A 16,860-nucleotide genomic window follows, 5' to 3' on the forward strand; every position below is an offset into this window, starting at 1 on the left:
TCCGGGCGGCTACAGCCGCTCGGCGATGAGCCGCTCGATCACGACCGCCACTCCGTCGTCGTTGTTGGCGACGGTGCGTCCGGAGGCCGCCGCGATCACGGCGGGGTGCGCGTTGCCCATCGCGTACGACGCGCCCGCCCAGGTGAGCATCTCGACGTCGTTCGGCATGTCCCCGAAGGCCACGACCTCCTCGGGGGCGATGCCGCGCTCGGCGCAGCACAGCGCGAGCGTGCTGGCCTTGGAGACACCGGGGCCGCTGATCTCCAGGAGGGCGCTGGGGCTCGACCGGGTGATGGAGGCGAGGTCGCCGACGGCGTCGCGGGCGAGCGCGAGGAAGTCGTCCGGGGCGAGCTCCGCGTGGTAGGCGAGCAGCTTGAGCACCGGCTGGTCGGCGTCGAGGGAGTCCTCGGCGAGGAGCTTCTCGGCGGGTGCGAACTGCTCCGGGGGCTCCATGTGCAGCGACGGGTACGTCGGCTCCAGGTGGAGGCCGTAGGTGCGCTCGACGGCGAAGGCGGTGCCGGGCGCGGCGGCACGCAGCGTCTGGGCCACGTCGAGCGCGATGGCGGGTGCCAGTTCCCGGACCTTCACGAAGCGGTGGCCGCCGGGGCCGCCGTGCAGGTCCACCACGGCGGCGCCGTTGCCGCAGATCGCCAGGCCGTGGCCGTGGACATGGTCGGCGACCACGTCCATCCAGCGGGCCGGGCGGCCGGTGACGAAGAAGACCTCGATGCCGGCCTGCTCGGCGGCCGCGAGTGCGGCGACCGTGCGCGGGGAGACGGACTTGTCGTCGCGCAGCAAGGTGCCGTCGAGGTCCGTGGCGATCAGCCGGGGAGGAACGGTGGAGGCCGGGATCTCGGGCCGTCGAGTCGCTGAGGTCACCCCGCCATTCTCCCGCATATGCGCGCACGGGCGTGCGGCGGTCCGCACAGGTGAGTGGTTACCGTCCTCACCTGCGCGGTCGCACACCGCGTTTCCCGGTCGGTCGACCGGGTTTCTCCGCCCGGCCGACCGTGCTCTCGGCTCAGCCCGCGGGGCCCTGCGCCGAGTCGGCGGCGCGCTCAGCCGAGTTGGGCGGTGGCTTCCATGGCGATGTGCTCGAAGACCTTCTCGTCCGCGGCGAAGTCCGAGTCGGGGATGGGCCAGTGGATCACGATGTCGGTGAAGCCGAGCTCCGCGTGGCGGCCCGCGAAGTCGACAAACGCATCGAGGGACTCCAGCGGACGGCCACGGTCCGGGGTAAAGCCGGTGAGGAGGATCTTGTCGAGTTCCTTCGTGTCGCGGCCGATCGCGGCGCATGCGTCGGCCAGCTTCTCGGCCTGTCCACGAATGGCTTGAATCGACTGTTCAGGAGTCCCCGTTTCGTACAGCCGGGGGTCGCCGGTGGTCACCCACGCCTGTCCGTACTGCGCGGCGAGTTTCAGTCCGCGCGGTCCGGTGGCGGCCACCGCGAAGGGCAGCCGGGGGCGCTGGACGCAGCCGGGGATGTTGCGGGCCTCGTGCGCCGAGTAGAAGTCACCGCCGTAGGAGACGGAGTCCTCGGTGAGCAGGCGGTCGAGCAGCGGGACGAACTCGCCGAGGCGGTCGGCGCGCTCGCGCGGCGTCCAGGGCTCCTGGCCGAGCGCGGTGGCGTCGAAGCCGGTGCCGCCCGCGCCGACGCCCAGGGTGATCCGGCCGCCGGAGATGTCGTCGAGGGAGATCAGGTCCTTGGCGAGGGTCACGGGATGCCGGAAGTTCGGCGAGGTCACGAGGGTGCCGAGGCGCAGGTGGTCGGTGACGGCGGCCGCGGCGGTCAGGGTCGGCACGGCGCCGAACCACGGCCCGTCCCGGAAGGTCCGCCACGACAGGTGGTCGTAGGTGAACGCGGTGTGGAAGCCGAGCTGCTCGGCACGCTGCCAGGTGGAACGACCGCCCTCGTGCCAGCGGACGTACGGCAGGATCACGGTGCTCAGACGCAGACTCATGCCACTGAGCCTAAGCGGCGGCGGGGGGTGCTGCCGCGCCGTGCCCCGGTGCGGGGCCACGCCCGCGCCGCGCAGCGGTGTCGCGGCGGCCGGTCAGCGCGGATCGGGAAAGCGCAGGTAGCGCGGGGGTACGGCCTCGGTGAGCCAGACGCCGTTCGCGCTGACGTGGAAGACGTGGCCGTCACGGTGCATGGCGCCGGTGTCGACGGACAGGACGACGGGGCGGCCGCGGCGGGCGCCGACGCGGGTGGCGGTCTCGCGGTCCGGGGAGAGGTGCACGGCATGCCGGTTCATGGGGAGCAGGCCCTCGGCGCGGATCGCGTCGAGGCTGCGGGGCACCGTGCCGTGGTAGAGGTACGCGGGCGGGGTGGCCGGGGGCAGGCCGAGGTCGATGTCGACGGAGTGGCCCTGGCTGGCGCGGATCCGGGCGCCTTCGACGGCGAAACGCTGCTTGTCGTTCGCGGTGACCACGTGGTCGAGCTCGGCGCGCGTGAAGCGGAACCCGTGCGCGGCGGCCGCGGCGATCAGTGTGTCGATCTCGACCCAGCCGCCCTCGTCGAGCGCGAGCCCGATGCGCTCGGGCTGATGTCGCAGATGCTTCGAGAGGTACTTCGACACCTTTACGGTGCGTCTTTCATCCATCTCCTCAGAGTGCCTGGAGAGACGCTGCTCACGCATTTGATTTTGGAGCGAAGGTTTGATCCACAGCCAAGTGTGGTTATCCACAGGGGAATTGGCGATTCTGTGGACAACTGATCTGCAGATTAGGGCGGTTCGTCAAGTTTGTTCGTTTTAGAGTGATTTGAAGCGAGCTGGTCCAAGGTCCTGGCCTGCACCTCCCGTTCGGCGGCCGCGGCGACGAACGCGGCGACACCCTCCGCGCCAACCAGGCTCTGCACAGCCCGCATTGTGGTGGCGGGGATCTCCAGTGTTCGCGTGTCCTCTCCATCCGGCTGGGCCGACTCCGCACCGAGGTGGCGGCGCAGGTGCCGGGTGGCGAACAACTGCATGGCCCGGGCGAGTTCGGCGTCCACCGTCTGCTGCGCCAGCGGGCGCAGACGTCGTACGAGGGAGGCCGCCTCGGCCGCTTCCGCGTCGGTCGGCGAGTGCTCGCCCAGATAGCGCGCGAACACGTGCTCGGTCGTGAACTCCAGGAAACGCGAGGCGATGTGCTCGACCTGCCCCCTCAACTCCCGCAGATGGCCCGCGATCGCGGACAGCGGGACCCCGGCCTCGTGCAACTCGACGGCCACGGACAGCTCTTGGGGACTGGGCACCACGTACGCGTCGGTCCGGTCCGCGACGCGCTCCAGCACGCCGAGCTCCACGGCGTCGGCCACGGCCGCGTCGTCCGGGTTGCCGCCGAACAACTCGTCCAGCTCGGCGCGCGAGATGCGGACGGCCTTCTCGTCGGTCCACGGCCCGTGGATCTCCGCGACCAGGCCGAGGATCCCGCCGAGGCCCCGGCCCGCGTCCCAGGCTTCCAGGAGTTCCTTGATGGAGGCCAGCGTGTAGCCGCGGTCGAGGAGGTCGGCGATCTGTCGCAGCCGGGCCAGATGCGCGTCCGCGTACACGTTGGCGCGGCCGCGCCGCTCGGGGCGGGGGAGCAACCCGCGGTCCTGGTAGGCGCGGATCGTGCGGACCGTGGCGCCGCTGCGGTGCGCCAGATCCTCGATCCGGTACGCGCCGCCGGCCGACTCGTCGTTCATCCGCTGCCCGCCCTTCCCCGCCCTGCCGTGCCGTTTCGAGGCGCCCGAAGGTGTCACGCGATGGCCGTGCGTCCGATCGCCCCCGCCGCGGTCCGCGCCGCCGGAGACTGCGCCAGATACGCGACGGCCCTGCGCAGCGAGCCCTCCTGCGAGGGATGGTACGACCGCCGCAGATACCGGGGCATGGCCGCGCCGAGCTCCCTCCAGGTGGGCAACAACCCTTTTCGTACGGCTCTGTTGTGGGCGGCCAGTGAGTAGCGCAGGCGCCCGGCGAGCTTCGGATCGTGCCGTATGAGATGGGCGGCGCCCCACGCCCACAGGTAGAACAGCACCGGCGCGGTGACCGCCATGCCCGCCACCCGGCGCGCGTACCGGGGCAGGCCTTCGCCGCCGCAGTGCTGGTACATGTCGAAGGCGACCGCGCGGTGTTCGACCTCCTCGGCGCCGTGCCAGCGCAGCAGATCGAGCATGACCTCGTCGCAGCCGGCGCGGTCGAGCGCCTCGGCGGCCAGCACCCAGTCGCCGAGGACCGCCGTGAACTGCTCGATAGCGGCGACCACCGCGAGCCGGAAGCGCAGCCACTCCGGAGCCGGTATCGGAAACCCCGCAGGAGGCTTCTCGCCGAGCAGCTTCTCGAAGAGGAAGTCGACGTACTTCGTGAAGTCCGTGGTGTCCAGGTGCTGCGCCGCCAGGTGGTCGAGGACGTAGGAGTGCTGCACGCTGTGCGTGGCCTCCTGCCCCATGAAACCCTTGACGTCCGCGAGGAGTTCGGGGTCCGTGACCAGCGGCAGCCCCTCCTTGAAGACCTTCACGAACCACCGCTCGCCCGCCGGCAGCAGCAGATGCAGCACGTTGATGACATGGGTGGCGGTGGGCTCGCCCGGGATCCAGTGCAGCGGGGTCCGCTCCCAGTCGAAGGAGACCCGGCGCGGGGCGATCGTGTGGTGGTCGTCGCTCACAGCGGCGGCTCCATCCGGGCGATCGCGCGCAGCGTCCCGGGCGCGAAGCGGGACATGAGACGGGCGCCGCGCGCCTCCGGGGTGACCGGCACGACCGCCTGGTTGCGGACGACGGCGCGCAGGATCGCGTCGGCGACCTTCTCCGGCGGGTAGTTGCGCAGCCCGTACAGCTTGGCGGACTTCTTCTGGCGCCGCTTCTCCTCGTCGGCGTCGACCCCTGCGAAGTGCGCGGTCGAGGTGATGTTGGTGTTCACGAAGCCGGGGCAGATCGCCGAGACACCGATGCCCTGGCCGGCCAGCTCCGCGCGCAGGCACTCGCTGAGCATCAGCACCGCCGCCTTGGAGGTGCTGTACGCGGGAAGCGCCTTGGAGGGCTGGTACGCCGCCGCCGATGCCGTGTTGACGATGTGGCCGCCCTGACCGCGCTCTGCCATCTGCTTGCCGAAGAGACGGCAACCGTGGATCACGCCCCACAGGTTGACGTCGAGGACCTTCTTCCAGTCCTGCGCGGTGGTGTCGAAGAAGGACCCGGACAGGCCGATCCCGGCGTTGTTCACCAGCACGTCCACCACGCCGTACTCGGCGGCGACCTTCTCGGCCAGCTCCTCCATGGCCTGCTCGTCGGAGACGTCGACGGTCTCCGCCCAGGCCTCCGGGGAGCCGATCAGCCGTGCCAGCTCGGCCGTGCGGGCCGCACCCTCCGCGTCGCGGTCCACGGCGACCACGCGCGCGCCGGCCTCGGCGAACGCGAAGGCGGTGGCCCGCCCGATGCCGCTGCCCGCGCCGGTGACCAGCACGAGCTGCCCGCCGAACCGGTCGGCGTACTTGCCGCTCACCGTCGGCAGCGGCCTGCGGCCCTCGTTGGCGTGCACGAACTCCGTGATCCAGGCCGCCAGTTGGTCGGGGCGGGTACGCGGGATCCAGTGCTTGGCCGGGAGCGTGCGGCGAACCAGCTGCGGGACCCACTCCTCCAGGCCGTCGTAGAGCCGCTCGGAAAGGAAGGCGTCGCCGAGGGGCGTGATGAGCTGCACGGGCGCGTGGGCGTACGCGTCGGCGCGCGGTTGGCTCAGGCGCGCCCTGACGTTGTCGCGGTACAGCCAGGCGCCGTGCGCGGCGTCCGAGGCCAGCGACCGCGTCGGGTAGTCGCCCGCGGGCACCTTCTCGACGCGCTCCAGGATCTTCGGCCAGCGCTTGCCGAGGGGGCCGCGCCAGGCCAGCTCGGGCAGCGCGGGCGTGTGCAGTAGGTACACGTACCAGGACTTGGCGCCCTGGCCGAGGAGCTGACCGATCCTGCGCGGAGTGGGCCGCTTCACGCGCTCCTTGATCCAGTGGCCGAAATGGTCGAGGGACGGTCCGGACATCGAGGTGAAGGACGCGATCCGGCCCTCGGTGCGCTCGACAGTGACGAACTCCCACGACTGCACCGAACCCCAGTCGTGGCCCACCAGATGCACCGACCGGTCCGGGCTGACCGCATCCGCGACCGCCAGGAAGTCGTCCGTCAGCTTCTCCAGCGTGAAGCCGCCGCGCAGCGGTTGCGGCGCCGTGGACCTGCCGTGCCCACGCACGTCGTACAGCACGACATGGAAGTGCTCGGCGAGGCGCGCTGCGACCTCGGACCACACTTCCTTGCTGTCCGGATAACCGTGCACGAGCACCACGGTGGGCTGTGTGTCGTCGCCCAACTCGGCGACGGACAGCTCGACTCCGCCCGTCCGCACCCAGCGCTCGCGCGCCCCCGTGAGACTCACTTGTCCTCCGCCCAGCGCCGCACGTGCGGCAGATCGTCGTCCAGCCAGAAAGCGCTCTGCTCCGGGTCCCGGGAGTCGGTGACGACCAGGAGCTCCTCGAACTTCGCGCCCGTACCCCGGAATCCGAGATGCGGCTCGACCGCCCACAGCCCCGGCCGGGGCGGATGGTCGGAGAACCTGTACGGCGACCACAGCGGCGACCAGCCGTCGCGGTGCCCGTGGACCGCGTCGCTCGCCAGCCCCTTGAGGGACTGCGTGCCGAACCCGAACAGATGCGGCGACCAGGAACGCTCCTTGACCCGGCCGACCTTGTGGGCGATCACCCCGAAGGGGTAGGCGCGATGCCGGTTCGCATAGCCCTGGCGGACCATGAGCCGGTCCACGTCCTCGTAGATCTCCCGCAGCGGGCGCCGCTCGCGCACCTCGCGCAGGAGCAGCTCGCGGTGCGCCTCCAGGTCGGCGAGCAGTCTGTCCTGCACGGGGTTGATGCCCAGCGAGCCGGAGTAGCCGATGTCCGCCGTGTATCCCCTGTGGACCGGCGCCATGTCCAGGATGAACGGCATCCCGGGCTCCAGCCGCCGGTCGGTGGGAAAGAACTGCAGCGGTATCCGGAAGTTCACGAACGCCGTGCGGTCACCGAACCAGGCGAACGGCAGGTGGAACCAGTCCCGCACCCCGCGCTCACGCAGCCACACGCGCTGCATGCGCGCCGCCTCGCGCTCGGTCACGCCGGGCTTCAGCTGCGCCGCGACGGCCTCCGCACATTCGTACGCGAGGCGCTGCACTTCCCGGAACCCCCGCAGCTCCGTGGAGAGTTCACCTGCCACAGCAGTAGTCATGCCACCGTCCGTCCCATGTCCGTCCGTACCGTGCCCGTCGCCTGTCCGGCCGTACCCGGCGTGTGCGCTACGCGCCCGTAACTTGACACTGATGAATGTGACAATTGTTAGAGGCTGCGTCAATAGGCGTGCGGCTGCCTGTGGAAAACCCCGGGCGTGTTCGACCTGAGGGGGACCCCTACGGGCCCGTACGACTGGAGAGTGATGCCGATACAGCTCCACGGGTTGACGACTGCTGTGGCGTGCGCCACTAGCGTCGTGGACGTGACTGTGATCGCGACCGAAAGCCTGAGCAAGCGGTTCCCGAGGGTGACCGCTCTTGACCGGCTCTCCGTGGACGTCGGGCCCGGTGTGACCGGACTCGTCGGAGCCAATGGAGCCGGCAAGTCCACACTGATCAAGATTCTGCTGGGTCTGTCCCCCGCCACCGAGGGCCGTGCCGAAGTGCTCGGCCTCGACGTCGCCACCAGGGGTGGCGAGATCCGCGAGCGGGTCGGGTACATGCCGGAGCACGACTGCCTGCCGCCCGACGTCTCGGCGACCGAGTTCGTCGTGCACATGGCGCGGATGTCCGGGCTGCCCCCGGCCGCCGCCCGCGAGCGCACCGCGGACACCCTGCGCCACGTCGGCCTGTACGAGGAGCGCTACCGCCCCATCGGCGGCTACTCGACGGGCATGAAGCAGCGAGTCAAGCTCGCGCAGGCCCTCGTCCACGACCCCCAGGTCGTCTTCCTCGACGAGCCGACCAACGGCCTCGACCCCGTCGGCCGCGACGAGATGCTCGGCCTGATCCGCCGCGTGCACACCGACTTCGGCATCTCGGTCCTGGTCACCTCCCATCTCCTCGGCGAGCTGGAGCGGACCTGCGACCACGTCGTCGTCATCGACGGCGGCAAGCTTCTGCGCTCCAGCTCCACCACGGACTTCACGCAGTCCACGGCGACCCTCGCCCTAGAGGTCACCGACACCGACGAACACCCGGACGGCACCCGCGCGGTGCGTGAGGTGCTGCACGCGCGCGGGATCGAGACGCACGACGGCAGCGGACTGCCGGGCGCCGGCCACATCCTGCTGCTGACCGCGGAGGGCGAGGAGACGTACGACCTCGTCCGCGACGTCGTCGCCGACCTCGGCCTCGGCCTGGTCCGGATGGAACAGCGCAGGCACCACATCGCGGAGGTCTTCGCCGAGAGCGACGCACAACGAGCGCAGGACGAGCAGCGAAAGGAGGCGGTCGGCCATGGCGGTTGAGCAGCCCCTCACCCAGCGCGGTGACCAGACCCGGATCCACAACATCGGCTACCGCAACTACGACGGCCCCCGTCTCGGCCGCGCCTACGCCCGCCGCTCGCTGTACTCGCAGTCCCTGCGCGGCGCCTACGGCCTCGGCCGCTCGGTCAAGTCCAAGGTGCTGCCGATGCTGCTCTTCGTCGTGATGTGCGTGCCCGCGGCCATCATGGTCGCGGTCGCCGTCGCCACCAAGGCCAACGACCTGCCCCTCGACTACACGCGCTACGCGGTCGTCATGCAGGCCGTCATCAGCCTCTACGTCGCCTCGCAGGGACCCCAGTCCGTCTCGCGGGACCTGCGCTTCAAGACCGTGCCGCTGTACTTCTCGCGCCCCATCGAAACCGCCGACTACGTACGCGCCAAGTACGCGGCCCTCGCCTCGGCGCTGTTCGCCCTCACGGCCGCTCCCCTGCTCGTGCTCTACGTAGGGGCCCTCCTGGCCAAGCTCGACTTCTCGGACCAGACGAAGGGATTCGCCCAGGGGCTGGTCTCCGTGGCACTGCTCTCCCTGCTCTTCGCCGGCATCGGCCTGGTCATCTCGGCGATCACGCCCCGCCGCGGCTTCGGCATCGCGGCCGTCATCGCCGTCCTGACCATCTCCTACGGCGCCGTCTCCACCCTGCAGGCCATCGCGGACTCGCAGAACAGCACCACGGCCATCCCCTGGATCGGCCTGTTCTCACCCATCACGCTCATCGACGGGGTGCAGTCCGCCTTCCTCGGCGCGACCTCCGCCTACCCCGGAGCGGAAGGCCCCTCTTCCGGACAGGGCGTCGTCTTCCTCGTCGTCGTCCTGGGTCTCATCGCCGCCTGCTACGGCCTCCTGATGCGCCGCTACCGAAAGGTCGGACTGTGACCACGCTGAACATCGACCACGTCTCCCGCTGGTTCGGCAACGTGGTGGCCGTCAACGACATCACCATGACGATCGGCCCGGGCGTCACCGGCCTGCTCGGCCCGAACGGCGCCGGGAAGTCCACCCTCATCAACATGATGGGCGGCTTCCTCGCCCCCTCCACGGGTTCCGTCACGCTCGACGGCCGGCCGACCTGGCGCAACGAAGAGATCTACCGGCACATCGGCATCGTCCCCGAGCGCGAGGCGATGTACGACTTCCTCACCGGCCGCGAATTCGTCGTCGCCAACGCCGAGTTGCACGGCCTCGGCGACAAGGCCGCCCAGAAGGCGCTCGCCACGGTCGAGATGGAGTACGCGCAGGACCGCAAGATCTCCACGTACTCCAAGGGCATGCGGCAGCGCGTGAAAATGGCCTCCGCGCTCGTCCACGACCCGTCGCTGCTGCTGCTCGACGAGCCCTTCAACGGCATGGACCCGCGCCAGCGCATGCAGCTCATGGACCTGCTGCGGCGCATGGGCGACGAGGGACGCACCGTGCTGTTCTCGTCCCACATCCTCGAAGAGGTCGAGCAACTCGCCGCGCACATCGAGGTGATCGTCGCCGGACGGCACGCGGCGAGCGGTGACTTCCGGCGCATCCGCCGCCTGATGACCGACCGCCCGCACCGCTACCTGGTGCGCTCCAGCGACGACCGTGCCCTGGCCGCCGCGCTGATCGCCGACCCCTCGACATCCGGCATCGAGGTGGACCTCGCGGAGGGCGCGCTGCGCATCCAGGCGGTCGACTTCGGCCGGTTCACGGTTCTGCTGCCCCGGGTCGCCAAGGACCACGGCATCCGACTGCTGACGGTCTCGCCGTCCGACGAGTCGCTCGAATCCGTCTTCTCGTATCTCGTCGCGGCGTAGGAGGCCGAACATGTACGACCCCACAGTCGCCCGACTCACCTACCGAGGCCTGCTCGGCCGCCGCCGGGCCCTCATCCTGGGCGCCCTGCCCGTCCTGCTGATCGTGATCGCCTCGGTGGTGCGCCTGCTGACCGGCGCCGACGACCAGGTCGCCTCCGACGTCCTCGGCGGCTTCGCGCTCGCCACGATGGTGCCGATCATCGGCGTCATCGCGGGCACCGGCGCGATCGGGCCCGAGATCGACGACGGCTCGGTGGTGTACCTGCTCGCCAAGCCCCTGAAGCGGCCCACGATCATCTTCACCAAGCTGATCGTCGCGGTCGCCGTCACCATGGCGTTCTCCGCGGTGCCGACCTTCATCGCCGGCATGATTCTCAACGGCAACGGCCAGCAGATCGCCGTCGCCTACACCGTGGCCGCCCTGGTCGCCTCGATCGCGTACGCGGCGATGTTCCTGCTCCTGGGAACCGTGACCCGGCACGCGGTGGTCTTCGGACTCGTCTACGCACTGGTCTGGGAAGCCCTCTTCGGGTCGCTGGTCTCCGGAGCACGCACCCTCAGCGTCCAGCAGTGGGCGCTCGCCGTGGCCCACAAGGTCACCGGCGGAGACCTCGTCACCTCGGAGGTGGGCCTGCCGACGGCGACGATACTGCTCGTCGTGGTCACCGTCCTCGCCACCTGGTACGCGGGGCAGAAACTGCGGACGCTGACCCTGGCCGGCGAGGAGTGAAACAGGGCTCCAGGCGCGCGTGCCCGCTGTCACCCGGTACGCGCGCGTGGAGCTGGATTTCTTGACATCGGCTTCACCTGGCTCCGGTCACACTGGGCCGAGGGGATGCGCGGCTAGGAGGCAGCGGGGATGGCGGTCGAGGAACCGAAGAGCGAAGGACAGGCGGAGTCCGGGGACGTCTGGGACGACGTCGTACTGGACGAGAACTTCATACGGTCCGCGGAGACGTCCGAGCCCTCCGCCCGCGCCCGCATGCTCGCCGCCCGCTGGCGCGACGGGGGACCCGACCCCGAGCCGTGGCGCTCCGACGAGCCGCCCGCGGGCTGGTTCTTCAGCAAGGGGCGCCGGCGCAGATGGCGCCGGCGTTAGTCGCCCTCCGGGCGCCGTTCATCGTGGCTTGTCACGGTTTATTCGGTGGCGCCCAACTCGGCGTACGGGCACAGTAGTTCTGTCCACGCCGCCGGTTCGGCAGGCGCCACCCGCTGGGAGAGGAGCGCGACGATGCCCATCAGAAGCAGTACGTCGAGCTCCCGACAGGGCAGCTCGCGACGGACCCCGGAGTAGTTACGCCTCCGGCGGGTCCGTTCCGCACAGAGAGTTGCCCGGGGCGGTCGCTTCGAGCGCGCGTTCTTCGCGCGGACCGCCCACCCGGAGGATTGGCCGAGAGGTAAGGCACTGGCCCGCTAAGCCATGATCGGGGACTTCCCCGCGCGCGTTCGATCCGCGCATCCTCCGCACCACGTCTGCGCCCGAAGGGCACAGCAACCAGCAGCGGACCCGTCCGGCCGGACAGGCCCACCCCCTAGCCGAGCAACCGCTCCAGCACCACCGCGATGCCGTCCTCGTCGTTCGAGGACGTCACCTCGTGCGCGACTGCCTTGAGGTCGTCGTGGGCGCCCGCCATCGCCACTCCGTGCGCCGACCAGGCGAACATCGGGATGTCGTTGGGCATGTCGCCGAAGGCGATGGTGTCCGCGCCCTTCACGCCCAGACGGCGGGCCGCCAGGGACAGTCCCGTCGCCTTGGAGAGGCCGAGGGGGAGCAGCTCCACGATGCCCGCGCCCGCCATGGCCACGCCGACGAAGCCGCCCGCGGCCCTGAGGGCCGCCTCGGCCAGTTCGTCGTCGGACAGCTCGGGATGCTGTATGTAGATCTTGTTCAGCGGGGCGGTCCACAGGTCGGACGCGTCCGTGAACGGCGTCGACGGGAGCGAGCCGGTGACCGCGTATCCCGGCCCCACCAGCACCTCGCCGTCCAGGCCGTCACGGCTCGCCGCCAGATACAGCGGACCGACCTCCGCCTCGATCTTGGCCAGCGCCACCCCCGCCAGCTGACGGTCCAGGGTCACCGACGTCAGCAGCCGGTGCGCCCCGGCGTCGTACACCTGCGCGCCCTGAGCACAGACCGCGATGCCCTCGTAGCCGAGGTCGTCGAGGATGTGGCGGGTCCAGGGGGCCGCGCGCCCGGTGACGACGATGTGCGCGGCGCCCGCCGCGGTGGCCGCGGCGAGCGCCTCACGCGTGCGCTGCGAGACCTTGTCGTCGGAGCGCAGCAGCGTTCCGTCGAGGTCGGTCGCGACGAGCTTGTAAGGGAAGGGAGCGGGGCTGCTCACTTGGCCACGGGCTCCAGGATCTCTCGTCCCCCGAGATACGGACGCAGCACCTCGGGCACCCGCACGGAGCCGTCGGCCTGCTGGTGGTTCTCCAGGATCGCGACAATCGTGCGCGGTACGGCGCACAGCGTGCCGTTGAGCGTCGCGAGCGGCTGGACCTTCTTGCCGTCGCGCATCCGCACGGAGAGCCGACGGGCCTGGAAGCCGTCGCAGTTCGAGGCGGAGGTCAGCTCGCGGTACTTGCCCTGGGTCGGGATCCACGCCTCGCAGTCGTACTTGCGGGAGGCCGACGCGCCGAGGTCGCCCGAGGCCACGTCGATGACCTGGAAGGGCAGCTCCAGGCCGGTCAGCCACTGCTTCTCCCAGTCCAGGAGCCGCTTGTGCTCGTTCTCCGCGTCCGCGGGGTCGACGTAAGAGAACATCTCGACCTTGTCGAACTGGTGCACGCGGAAGATGCCGCGGGTGTCCTTGCCGTACGTGCCGGCCTCGCGGCGGAAGCACGGCGAGAAGCCGGCGTAGCGCATCGGGAGCTTGTCGGCGTCGAGGATCTCGTCCATGTGGTACGCGGCGAGGGGGACCTCGGAGGTGCCGACCAGGTAGTAGTCGTCCTTCTCCAGGTGGTACACGTTCTCCGCGGCCTGGCCGAGGAAGCCGGTGCCCTCCATGGCGCGCGGGCGGACCAGCGCGGGGGTCAGCATCGGCGTGAAGCCGGCCTCGGTGGCCTGCGCGATCGCCGCGTTGACGAGGGCGAGCTCCAGGAGCGCGCCGACGCCCGTCAGGTAGTAGAAGCGCGAGCCCGACACCTTGGCGCCGCGCTCGACGTCGATGGCGCCGAGCGCCTCGCCGAGCTCCAGGTGATCCTTGGGCTCGAAGCCCTCGGCACCGAAGTCGCGGATGGTGCCGTGCGTCTCCAGGACGACGAAGTCCTCCTCGCCGCCGACCGGGACGTCGGGGTGGATGAGGTTGCCGAGCTGGAGCAGGAGGCGCTTGGTCTCCTCGTCGGCCTCGCCCTGCGCGGCGTCGGCCGCCTTGACGTCGGCGGCCAGCCGGCCCGCCTTCTTCAGCAGCTCGGCCTTCTCGTCGCCGGAGGCCTTGGGGATCAGCTTGCCGAGCGCTTTCTGCTCGGAACGGAGCTCGTCGAAGCGGACGCCGGACGACCTGCGCCGCTCGTCGGCGGAGAGGAGGGAGTCGACGAGGGCGACGTCCTCTCCACGGGCGCGCTGGGAGGCGCGAACACGGTCGGGGTCCTCACGGAGCAGGCGAAGGTCAATCACCCCTCAAGGCTACCGGTGTGCGGTTCGGGCTCACGACTCGATATTGCAGTACGCCGCTTCCTGTGTCGTTTTGACCGAAATGCCAGACTTGGGTAATCGAGTCAAGGGAAAAGGGGGGTAACCCCTGAAAGGGGGCGGATGGGCAGTTCCGGTTGACTCGATTTCCTTGCGGGAAGCGGGACTTGGGGGCGCGTTGTCCACAGGAATCCACACCTCGGGTGAGTTATCCACAGGCTGTGCGGAAGATCTGTGGACGTCGGAATTGATCATTCCGAAAGCCGCATGCGGGGCGAAGAATTCCCGGATCAAACCATCTCTACACCCACGTTCGAGTGGAAATAGGTCGCCCCAAAGGATTGATCGATGGAAAAGAGTGGACGAGGGGTGACCTGCGGGGTTGTGGAGGAACTTGGGGGCCGTAGACCGATTTGTCGACGATGTAGTGCTTCGTTGTCGACTTGTCCCCAGGTCGAGAAGCAGCCCTGTGGATAACTTCTGTGGACAGTGAAAATCTGCAGGTAGGACTGGTGGTCCGGACCTGTGGAGGGTTGTGGAAGAGGAAAGAGCAGGGCCGAGTGAAGCCCCGCCGAGAGCGCAGGCCCCGCCCGCAGACGCGACGGACCGCTAGAAGCGGCCGTCCTGGCAGCGCGCCACCCAGTCCGCCGCCGCCATGAACTCGTCGTCCGAGGTCCCCGGCAGCGCGGCGCCGGCGTCCTCCACCCCGATGTCCGCGCGCGGATACGACCCTAGGAAGCGCACCTGGAGGCAGATCCGCTTCAGCCCCATCAGGGTCTCGGCCACCCGTCTGTCGGAGATGTGGCCCTCGGCGTCGATGCAGAAGCAGTAGTTGCCGATGCCCGCGCCCGTCGGGCGGGACTGCAGCAGCATCAGGTTGACGCCCCGGGTGGCGAACTCGTCCAGCAGGTCGCGCAGCCCACCGGGGTGGTCGTCGCGCTGCCACAGGACGATGGACGTCTTGTCGGTGCCCGTCGGCGCCGCGGGCCGGGCCGGCCTGCCGACCAGCACGAAGCGCGTCTGCGCGTTCTCCGCGTCATGGATCCCGGTCTCCAGCGGCACCAGGCCGTAGCGGGCCGCCGCGAACTCGCCGGCGAAGGCGGCGTCGTACCTGCCCTCCTGGACCAGGCGCGCGCCGTCCGCGTTGGAGGCCGCGGACTCCCAGATCACCTGCGGGAGGTTTGTCTTCATCCAGTTGCGCACCTGCGGCTGGGCGGCGGGATGCGCGGTCACCGTCTTGATCTCCGACAGCTTCGTGCCGGGCCTGACCAGCAGCGCGAAGGTGATCGAGAGAAGCACCTCGCGGTAGATCATCAGTGGTGTGCCGGCGACCAGCTCGTCGAGCGTGGTGGTGATGCCGCCCTCCACCGAGTTCTCGATGGGCACGAACGCGGCCTCGGCCTCGCCGCTGCGCACGGCGTCGAGCGCGGCGGGCACCGACACCATCGGGACCAGCTCGCGGGTGGCAGCCTCCGGAAGCGTGCGCAGGGCGACTTCGGTGAAGGTGCCTTCGGGACCGAGATACGCGTAACTGGCGGGCATGTCCTCACCCTAATGGGCCTGGCGCGACACGGCTCGTGCCTGTGGAAACCGCCGCCTGGAGGAGTGACCGTCACCCCTCCAGCAGCCGCTGCCCCACGTACTCCCCCTGCGCCGCCCCGCCCGGCACCGCGAACAGGCCGCTCGACTCGTGCCGGATGAACCGCGACAGGGCGTCGCCCCGGTCGAGCTTGCGCTGCACCGGGACGAAGCCGCGTACCGGATCCGCCTGCCAGCAGACGAAGAGCAGTCCCGCGTCGGGCACGCCGTCCGCGTCGATGCCGTCGTGGAAGGAGAAGGGGCGGCGCAGCATCGCCGCGCCCCCGTTCTGGTCGGGCCGGGTGATCCGTGAGTGCGCGTCGATGGGGACGATCAGTTTGTTGTCGGCGCCGGTCTTCTCCAGGTCCATCGGGGTCGTCTCGGTGCCGCCGGACAACGGCGCCCCGTCGGACTTCTTCCGCCCGATGACGTCCTCCTGGGCCTTGCCCGAGAGCTTCTCCCAGTCGTCGAGGAGCATGCGGATCCGGCGTACGACGGCGTACGAGCCGCCCGCCATCCACGCCGGGTCGGCCGAGCCCGAGGCGGGGACGAAGATGCGCCGGTCGAAGTCGGACTCGGACGGCTTGGGGTTGCGGGTGCCGTCGATCTGGCCCATCAGGTTGCGGGCCGTCATGGGCCGGGCGGTGGCGCCGGGCGAGCGGTTGAAGCCGTTCATCTGCCAGCGCACACGGGCGGCGCTGCCCGCGTCCTTCTGGATCGCGCGCAGGGCGTGGAAGGCGACGAGGCCGTCGTTGGCGCCGATCTGCACCCACAGGTTGCCGTTGCTGCGTGCCTTGTCGAGGTGGTCCGAGGAGAAGTCGGGCAGCGGGTCGAGAGCGACCGGACGCTTCTTCTCCAGTCCCGTACGCGCGAAGAAGCTGTGTCCGAAGCCGAAGGTGACGGTGAGGGAGGACGGTCCCGAGTCGCGGGCGACGTCGGTGTCGTCCTGACCGGCAGCCTCTCCCGCCATCAGCCGCTGGGTGGTCGCCGACCAGCGGCGCAGCAGCGCGGCCGCCTCCTTGCGGCCCGCGCCGGCGGCGAGGTCGAAGGCGACGAGGTGGCCGTGGGCCTGCAGGGCGTCGGTGATGCCGGGCTGATGTTTCCCGTGAAACATCACCTCGTCCGCGCCGAGCGAGGTGAGCGGGGCCGCCTTCTCGCCGGAGGGCGCCGACGCGTAGCCCGCGGCGCCGCCGATCGCCCCCAGCGCGAGGCCGGTGGCCCCGGCCGTGCCGAGCAGTCGCCGACGCGACACGCCTCCCTGGGGAGGGGTGTTTTCGGAAACGGTCGTCTTCGAAGAGGCCTCGGAGGAAACGCCTGTTTTCAGGGAGGCTTTCGGAGCCGCGGGAGTGACCTCCGGAGTGGACTGGTCAGCCATGGT

General features: G+C 70.2%; 16 protein-coding genes and 1 tRNA gene. 6 read left to right on the forward strand and 11 right to left on the reverse strand.

Annotation, left to right across the window (positions count from 1 at the left end):
- Positions 1-9: 9 nt before the first annotated feature.
- From ABZS97_RS01345 to ABZS97_RS01375, 7 genes are all read right to left on the reverse strand, one after another.
- Entirely contained in the window at positions 10-897 is an 888-nt protein-coding gene (locus ABZS97_RS01345) for a Cof-type HAD-IIB family hydrolase (RefSeq protein ID WP_356132106.1), read from the reverse strand.
- A gap of 161 nt (positions 898-1,058) precedes the next feature.
- Positions 1,059-1,961 (reverse strand): LLM class flavin-dependent oxidoreductase, encoded by a 903-nt coding sequence (locus ABZS97_RS01350; RefSeq protein WP_356132109.1) that lies wholly within the window; start codon positions 1,959-1,961, stop codon positions 1,059-1,061.
- 93 nt (positions 1,962-2,054) lie between these two features.
- Positions 2,055-2,603, reverse strand: coding sequence for an RNA 2'-phosphotransferase (locus ABZS97_RS01355; RefSeq protein ID WP_356132112.1), 549 nt, complete (start codon positions 2,601-2,603; stop codon positions 2,055-2,057).
- A 122-nt stretch (positions 2,604-2,725) separates the two neighbouring features.
- The gene (locus ABZS97_RS01360; RefSeq protein ID WP_356132115.1) at positions 2,726-3,670 is read right to left on the reverse strand and encodes a MerR family transcriptional regulator; all 945 of its coding nucleotides are present in this window, start codon (positions 3,668-3,670) and stop codon (positions 2,726-2,728) included.
- A gap of 53 nt (positions 3,671-3,723) precedes the next feature.
- A complete protein-coding gene (locus tag ABZS97_RS01365) occupies positions 3,724-4,629 on the reverse strand; it encodes a metal-dependent hydrolase (RefSeq protein WP_356132118.1) in 906 nt (301 codons plus the stop codon).
- The gene (locus ABZS97_RS01370; RefSeq protein WP_356132121.1) at positions 4,626-6,380 is read right to left on the reverse strand and encodes an SDR family oxidoreductase; all 1,755 of its coding nucleotides are present in this window, start codon (positions 6,378-6,380) and stop codon (positions 4,626-4,628) included. The genes ABZS97_RS01365 and ABZS97_RS01370 overlap by 4 nt, the downstream gene beginning before the upstream one ends.
- Complete coding sequence (locus tag ABZS97_RS01375) at positions 6,377-7,219, reverse strand: M24 family metallopeptidase (RefSeq protein ID WP_356132124.1); 843 nt, start codon at positions 7,217-7,219, stop codon at positions 6,377-6,379. Before ABZS97_RS01375 ends, ABZS97_RS01370 begins: the two co-directional genes overlap by 4 nt.
- A 270-nt stretch (positions 7,220-7,489) precedes the next feature.
- Between ABZS97_RS01375 and ABZS97_RS01380 the strand changes: the two genes are divergently transcribed.
- The 6 genes from ABZS97_RS01380 to ABZS97_RS01405 all read left to right on the forward strand — a co-directional run bounded on the left by ABZS97_RS01380 (position 7,490) and on the right by ABZS97_RS01405 (position 11,738).
- Positions 7,490-8,470 carry an ABC transporter ATP-binding protein gene (locus ABZS97_RS01380; RefSeq protein ID WP_356132455.1) on the forward strand — a complete coding sequence of 327 codons (981 nt, stop codon included), beginning with the start codon at positions 7,490-7,492 and terminating at the stop codon, positions 8,468-8,470.
- Positions 8,460-9,365 (forward strand): ABC transporter permease, encoded by a 906-nt coding sequence (locus ABZS97_RS01385; RefSeq protein ID WP_356132127.1) that lies wholly within the window; start codon positions 8,460-8,462, stop codon positions 9,363-9,365. Before ABZS97_RS01380 ends, ABZS97_RS01385 begins: the two co-directional genes overlap by 11 nt.
- On the forward strand, positions 9,362-10,273 hold the full coding sequence (locus ABZS97_RS01390; RefSeq protein WP_356132131.1) for an ABC transporter ATP-binding protein: 912 nt from the start codon (positions 9,362-9,364) through the stop codon (positions 10,271-10,273). The genes ABZS97_RS01385 and ABZS97_RS01390 overlap by 4 nt, the downstream gene beginning before the upstream one ends.
- Positions 10,274-10,283: 10 nt before the next feature.
- Positions 10,284-11,003, forward strand: a complete 720-nt coding sequence (locus ABZS97_RS01395; RefSeq protein WP_356132134.1) for an ABC transporter permease subunit — start codon at positions 10,284-10,286, stop codon at positions 11,001-11,003.
- A 129-nt stretch (positions 11,004-11,132) separates the two neighbouring features.
- Positions 11,133-11,372 carry a hypothetical protein gene (locus ABZS97_RS01400; RefSeq protein WP_356132137.1) on the forward strand — a complete coding sequence of 80 codons (240 nt, stop codon included), beginning with the start codon at positions 11,133-11,135 and terminating at the stop codon, positions 11,370-11,372.
- A gap of 281 nt (positions 11,373-11,653) precedes the next feature.
- Positions 11,654-11,738 (forward strand) — tRNA-Ser (locus ABZS97_RS01405).
- 67 nt (positions 11,739-11,805) lie between these two features.
- Here ABZS97_RS01405 and ABZS97_RS01410 read toward each other — a convergent pair.
- The 4 genes from ABZS97_RS01410 to efeB all read right to left on the reverse strand — a co-directional run bounded on the left by ABZS97_RS01410 (position 11,806) and on the right by efeB (position 16,857).
- Entirely contained in the window at positions 11,806-12,615 is an 810-nt protein-coding gene (locus tag ABZS97_RS01410) for an HAD family hydrolase (RefSeq protein ID WP_356132140.1), read from the reverse strand.
- Entirely contained in the window at positions 12,612-13,889 is a 1,278-nt protein-coding gene (gene serS / locus ABZS97_RS01415; RefSeq protein WP_356132143.1) for a serine--tRNA ligase, read from the reverse strand. The genes ABZS97_RS01410 and serS overlap by 4 nt, the downstream gene beginning before the upstream one ends.
- Positions 13,890-14,513: 624 nt before the next feature.
- A complete protein-coding gene (gene pheA, locus ABZS97_RS01420) occupies positions 14,514-15,446 on the reverse strand; it encodes a prephenate dehydratase (protein WP_356132146.1) in 933 nt (310 codons plus the stop codon).
- Positions 15,447-15,516: 70 nt separating this feature from the next.
- Complete coding sequence (gene efeB / locus ABZS97_RS01425) at positions 15,517-16,857, reverse strand: iron uptake transporter deferrochelatase/peroxidase subunit (RefSeq protein WP_356132149.1); 1,341 nt, start codon at positions 16,855-16,857, stop codon at positions 15,517-15,519.
- Between the last annotated feature and the right edge of the window lie 3 nt (positions 16,858-16,860).

This window comes from Streptomyces sp. NPDC005485, from assembly GCF_040606085.1.
Lineage (GTDB): Bacteria > Actinomycetota > Actinomycetes > Streptomycetales > Streptomycetaceae > Streptomyces.

Excerpts from the sequence above, each read along its gene's own strand:
- efeB (WP_356132149.1), bottom strand. The coding sequence starts at position 16,857 with ATGGCTGACCAGTCCACTCCGGAGGTCACTCCCGCGGCTCCGAAAGCC.
- pheA (WP_356132146.1), bottom strand. The coding sequence starts at position 15,446 with ATGCCCGCCAGTTACGCGTATCTCGGTCCCGAAGGCACCTTCACCGAA.
- ABZS97_RS01355 (WP_356132112.1), bottom strand. The coding sequence starts at position 2,603 with ATGGATGAAAGACGCACCGTAAAGGTGTCGAAGTACCTCTCGAAGCAT.
- ABZS97_RS01375 (WP_356132124.1), bottom strand. The coding sequence starts at position 7,219 with ATGACTACTGCTGTGGCAGGTGAACTCTCCACGGAGCTGCGGGGGTTC.
- ABZS97_RS01395 (WP_356132134.1), top strand. The coding sequence starts at position 10,284 with ATGTACGACCCCACAGTCGCCCGACTCACCTACCGAGGCCTGCTCGGC.
- ABZS97_RS01360 (WP_356132115.1), bottom strand. The coding sequence starts at position 3,670 with ATGAACGACGAGTCGGCCGGCGGCGCGTACCGGATCGAGGATCTGGCG.
- ABZS97_RS01400 (WP_356132137.1), top strand. The coding sequence starts at position 11,133 with ATGGCGGTCGAGGAACCGAAGAGCGAAGGACAGGCGGAGTCCGGGGAC.
- ABZS97_RS01350 (WP_356132109.1), bottom strand. The coding sequence starts at position 1,961 with ATGAGTCTGCGTCTGAGCACCGTGATCCTGCCGTACGTCCGCTGGCAC.
- ABZS97_RS01385 (WP_356132127.1), top strand. The coding sequence starts at position 8,460 with ATGGCGGTTGAGCAGCCCCTCACCCAGCGCGGTGACCAGACCCGGATC.
- ABZS97_RS01345 (WP_356132106.1), bottom strand. The coding sequence starts at position 897 with ATGCGGGAGAATGGCGGGGTGACCTCAGCGACTCGACGGCCCGAGATC.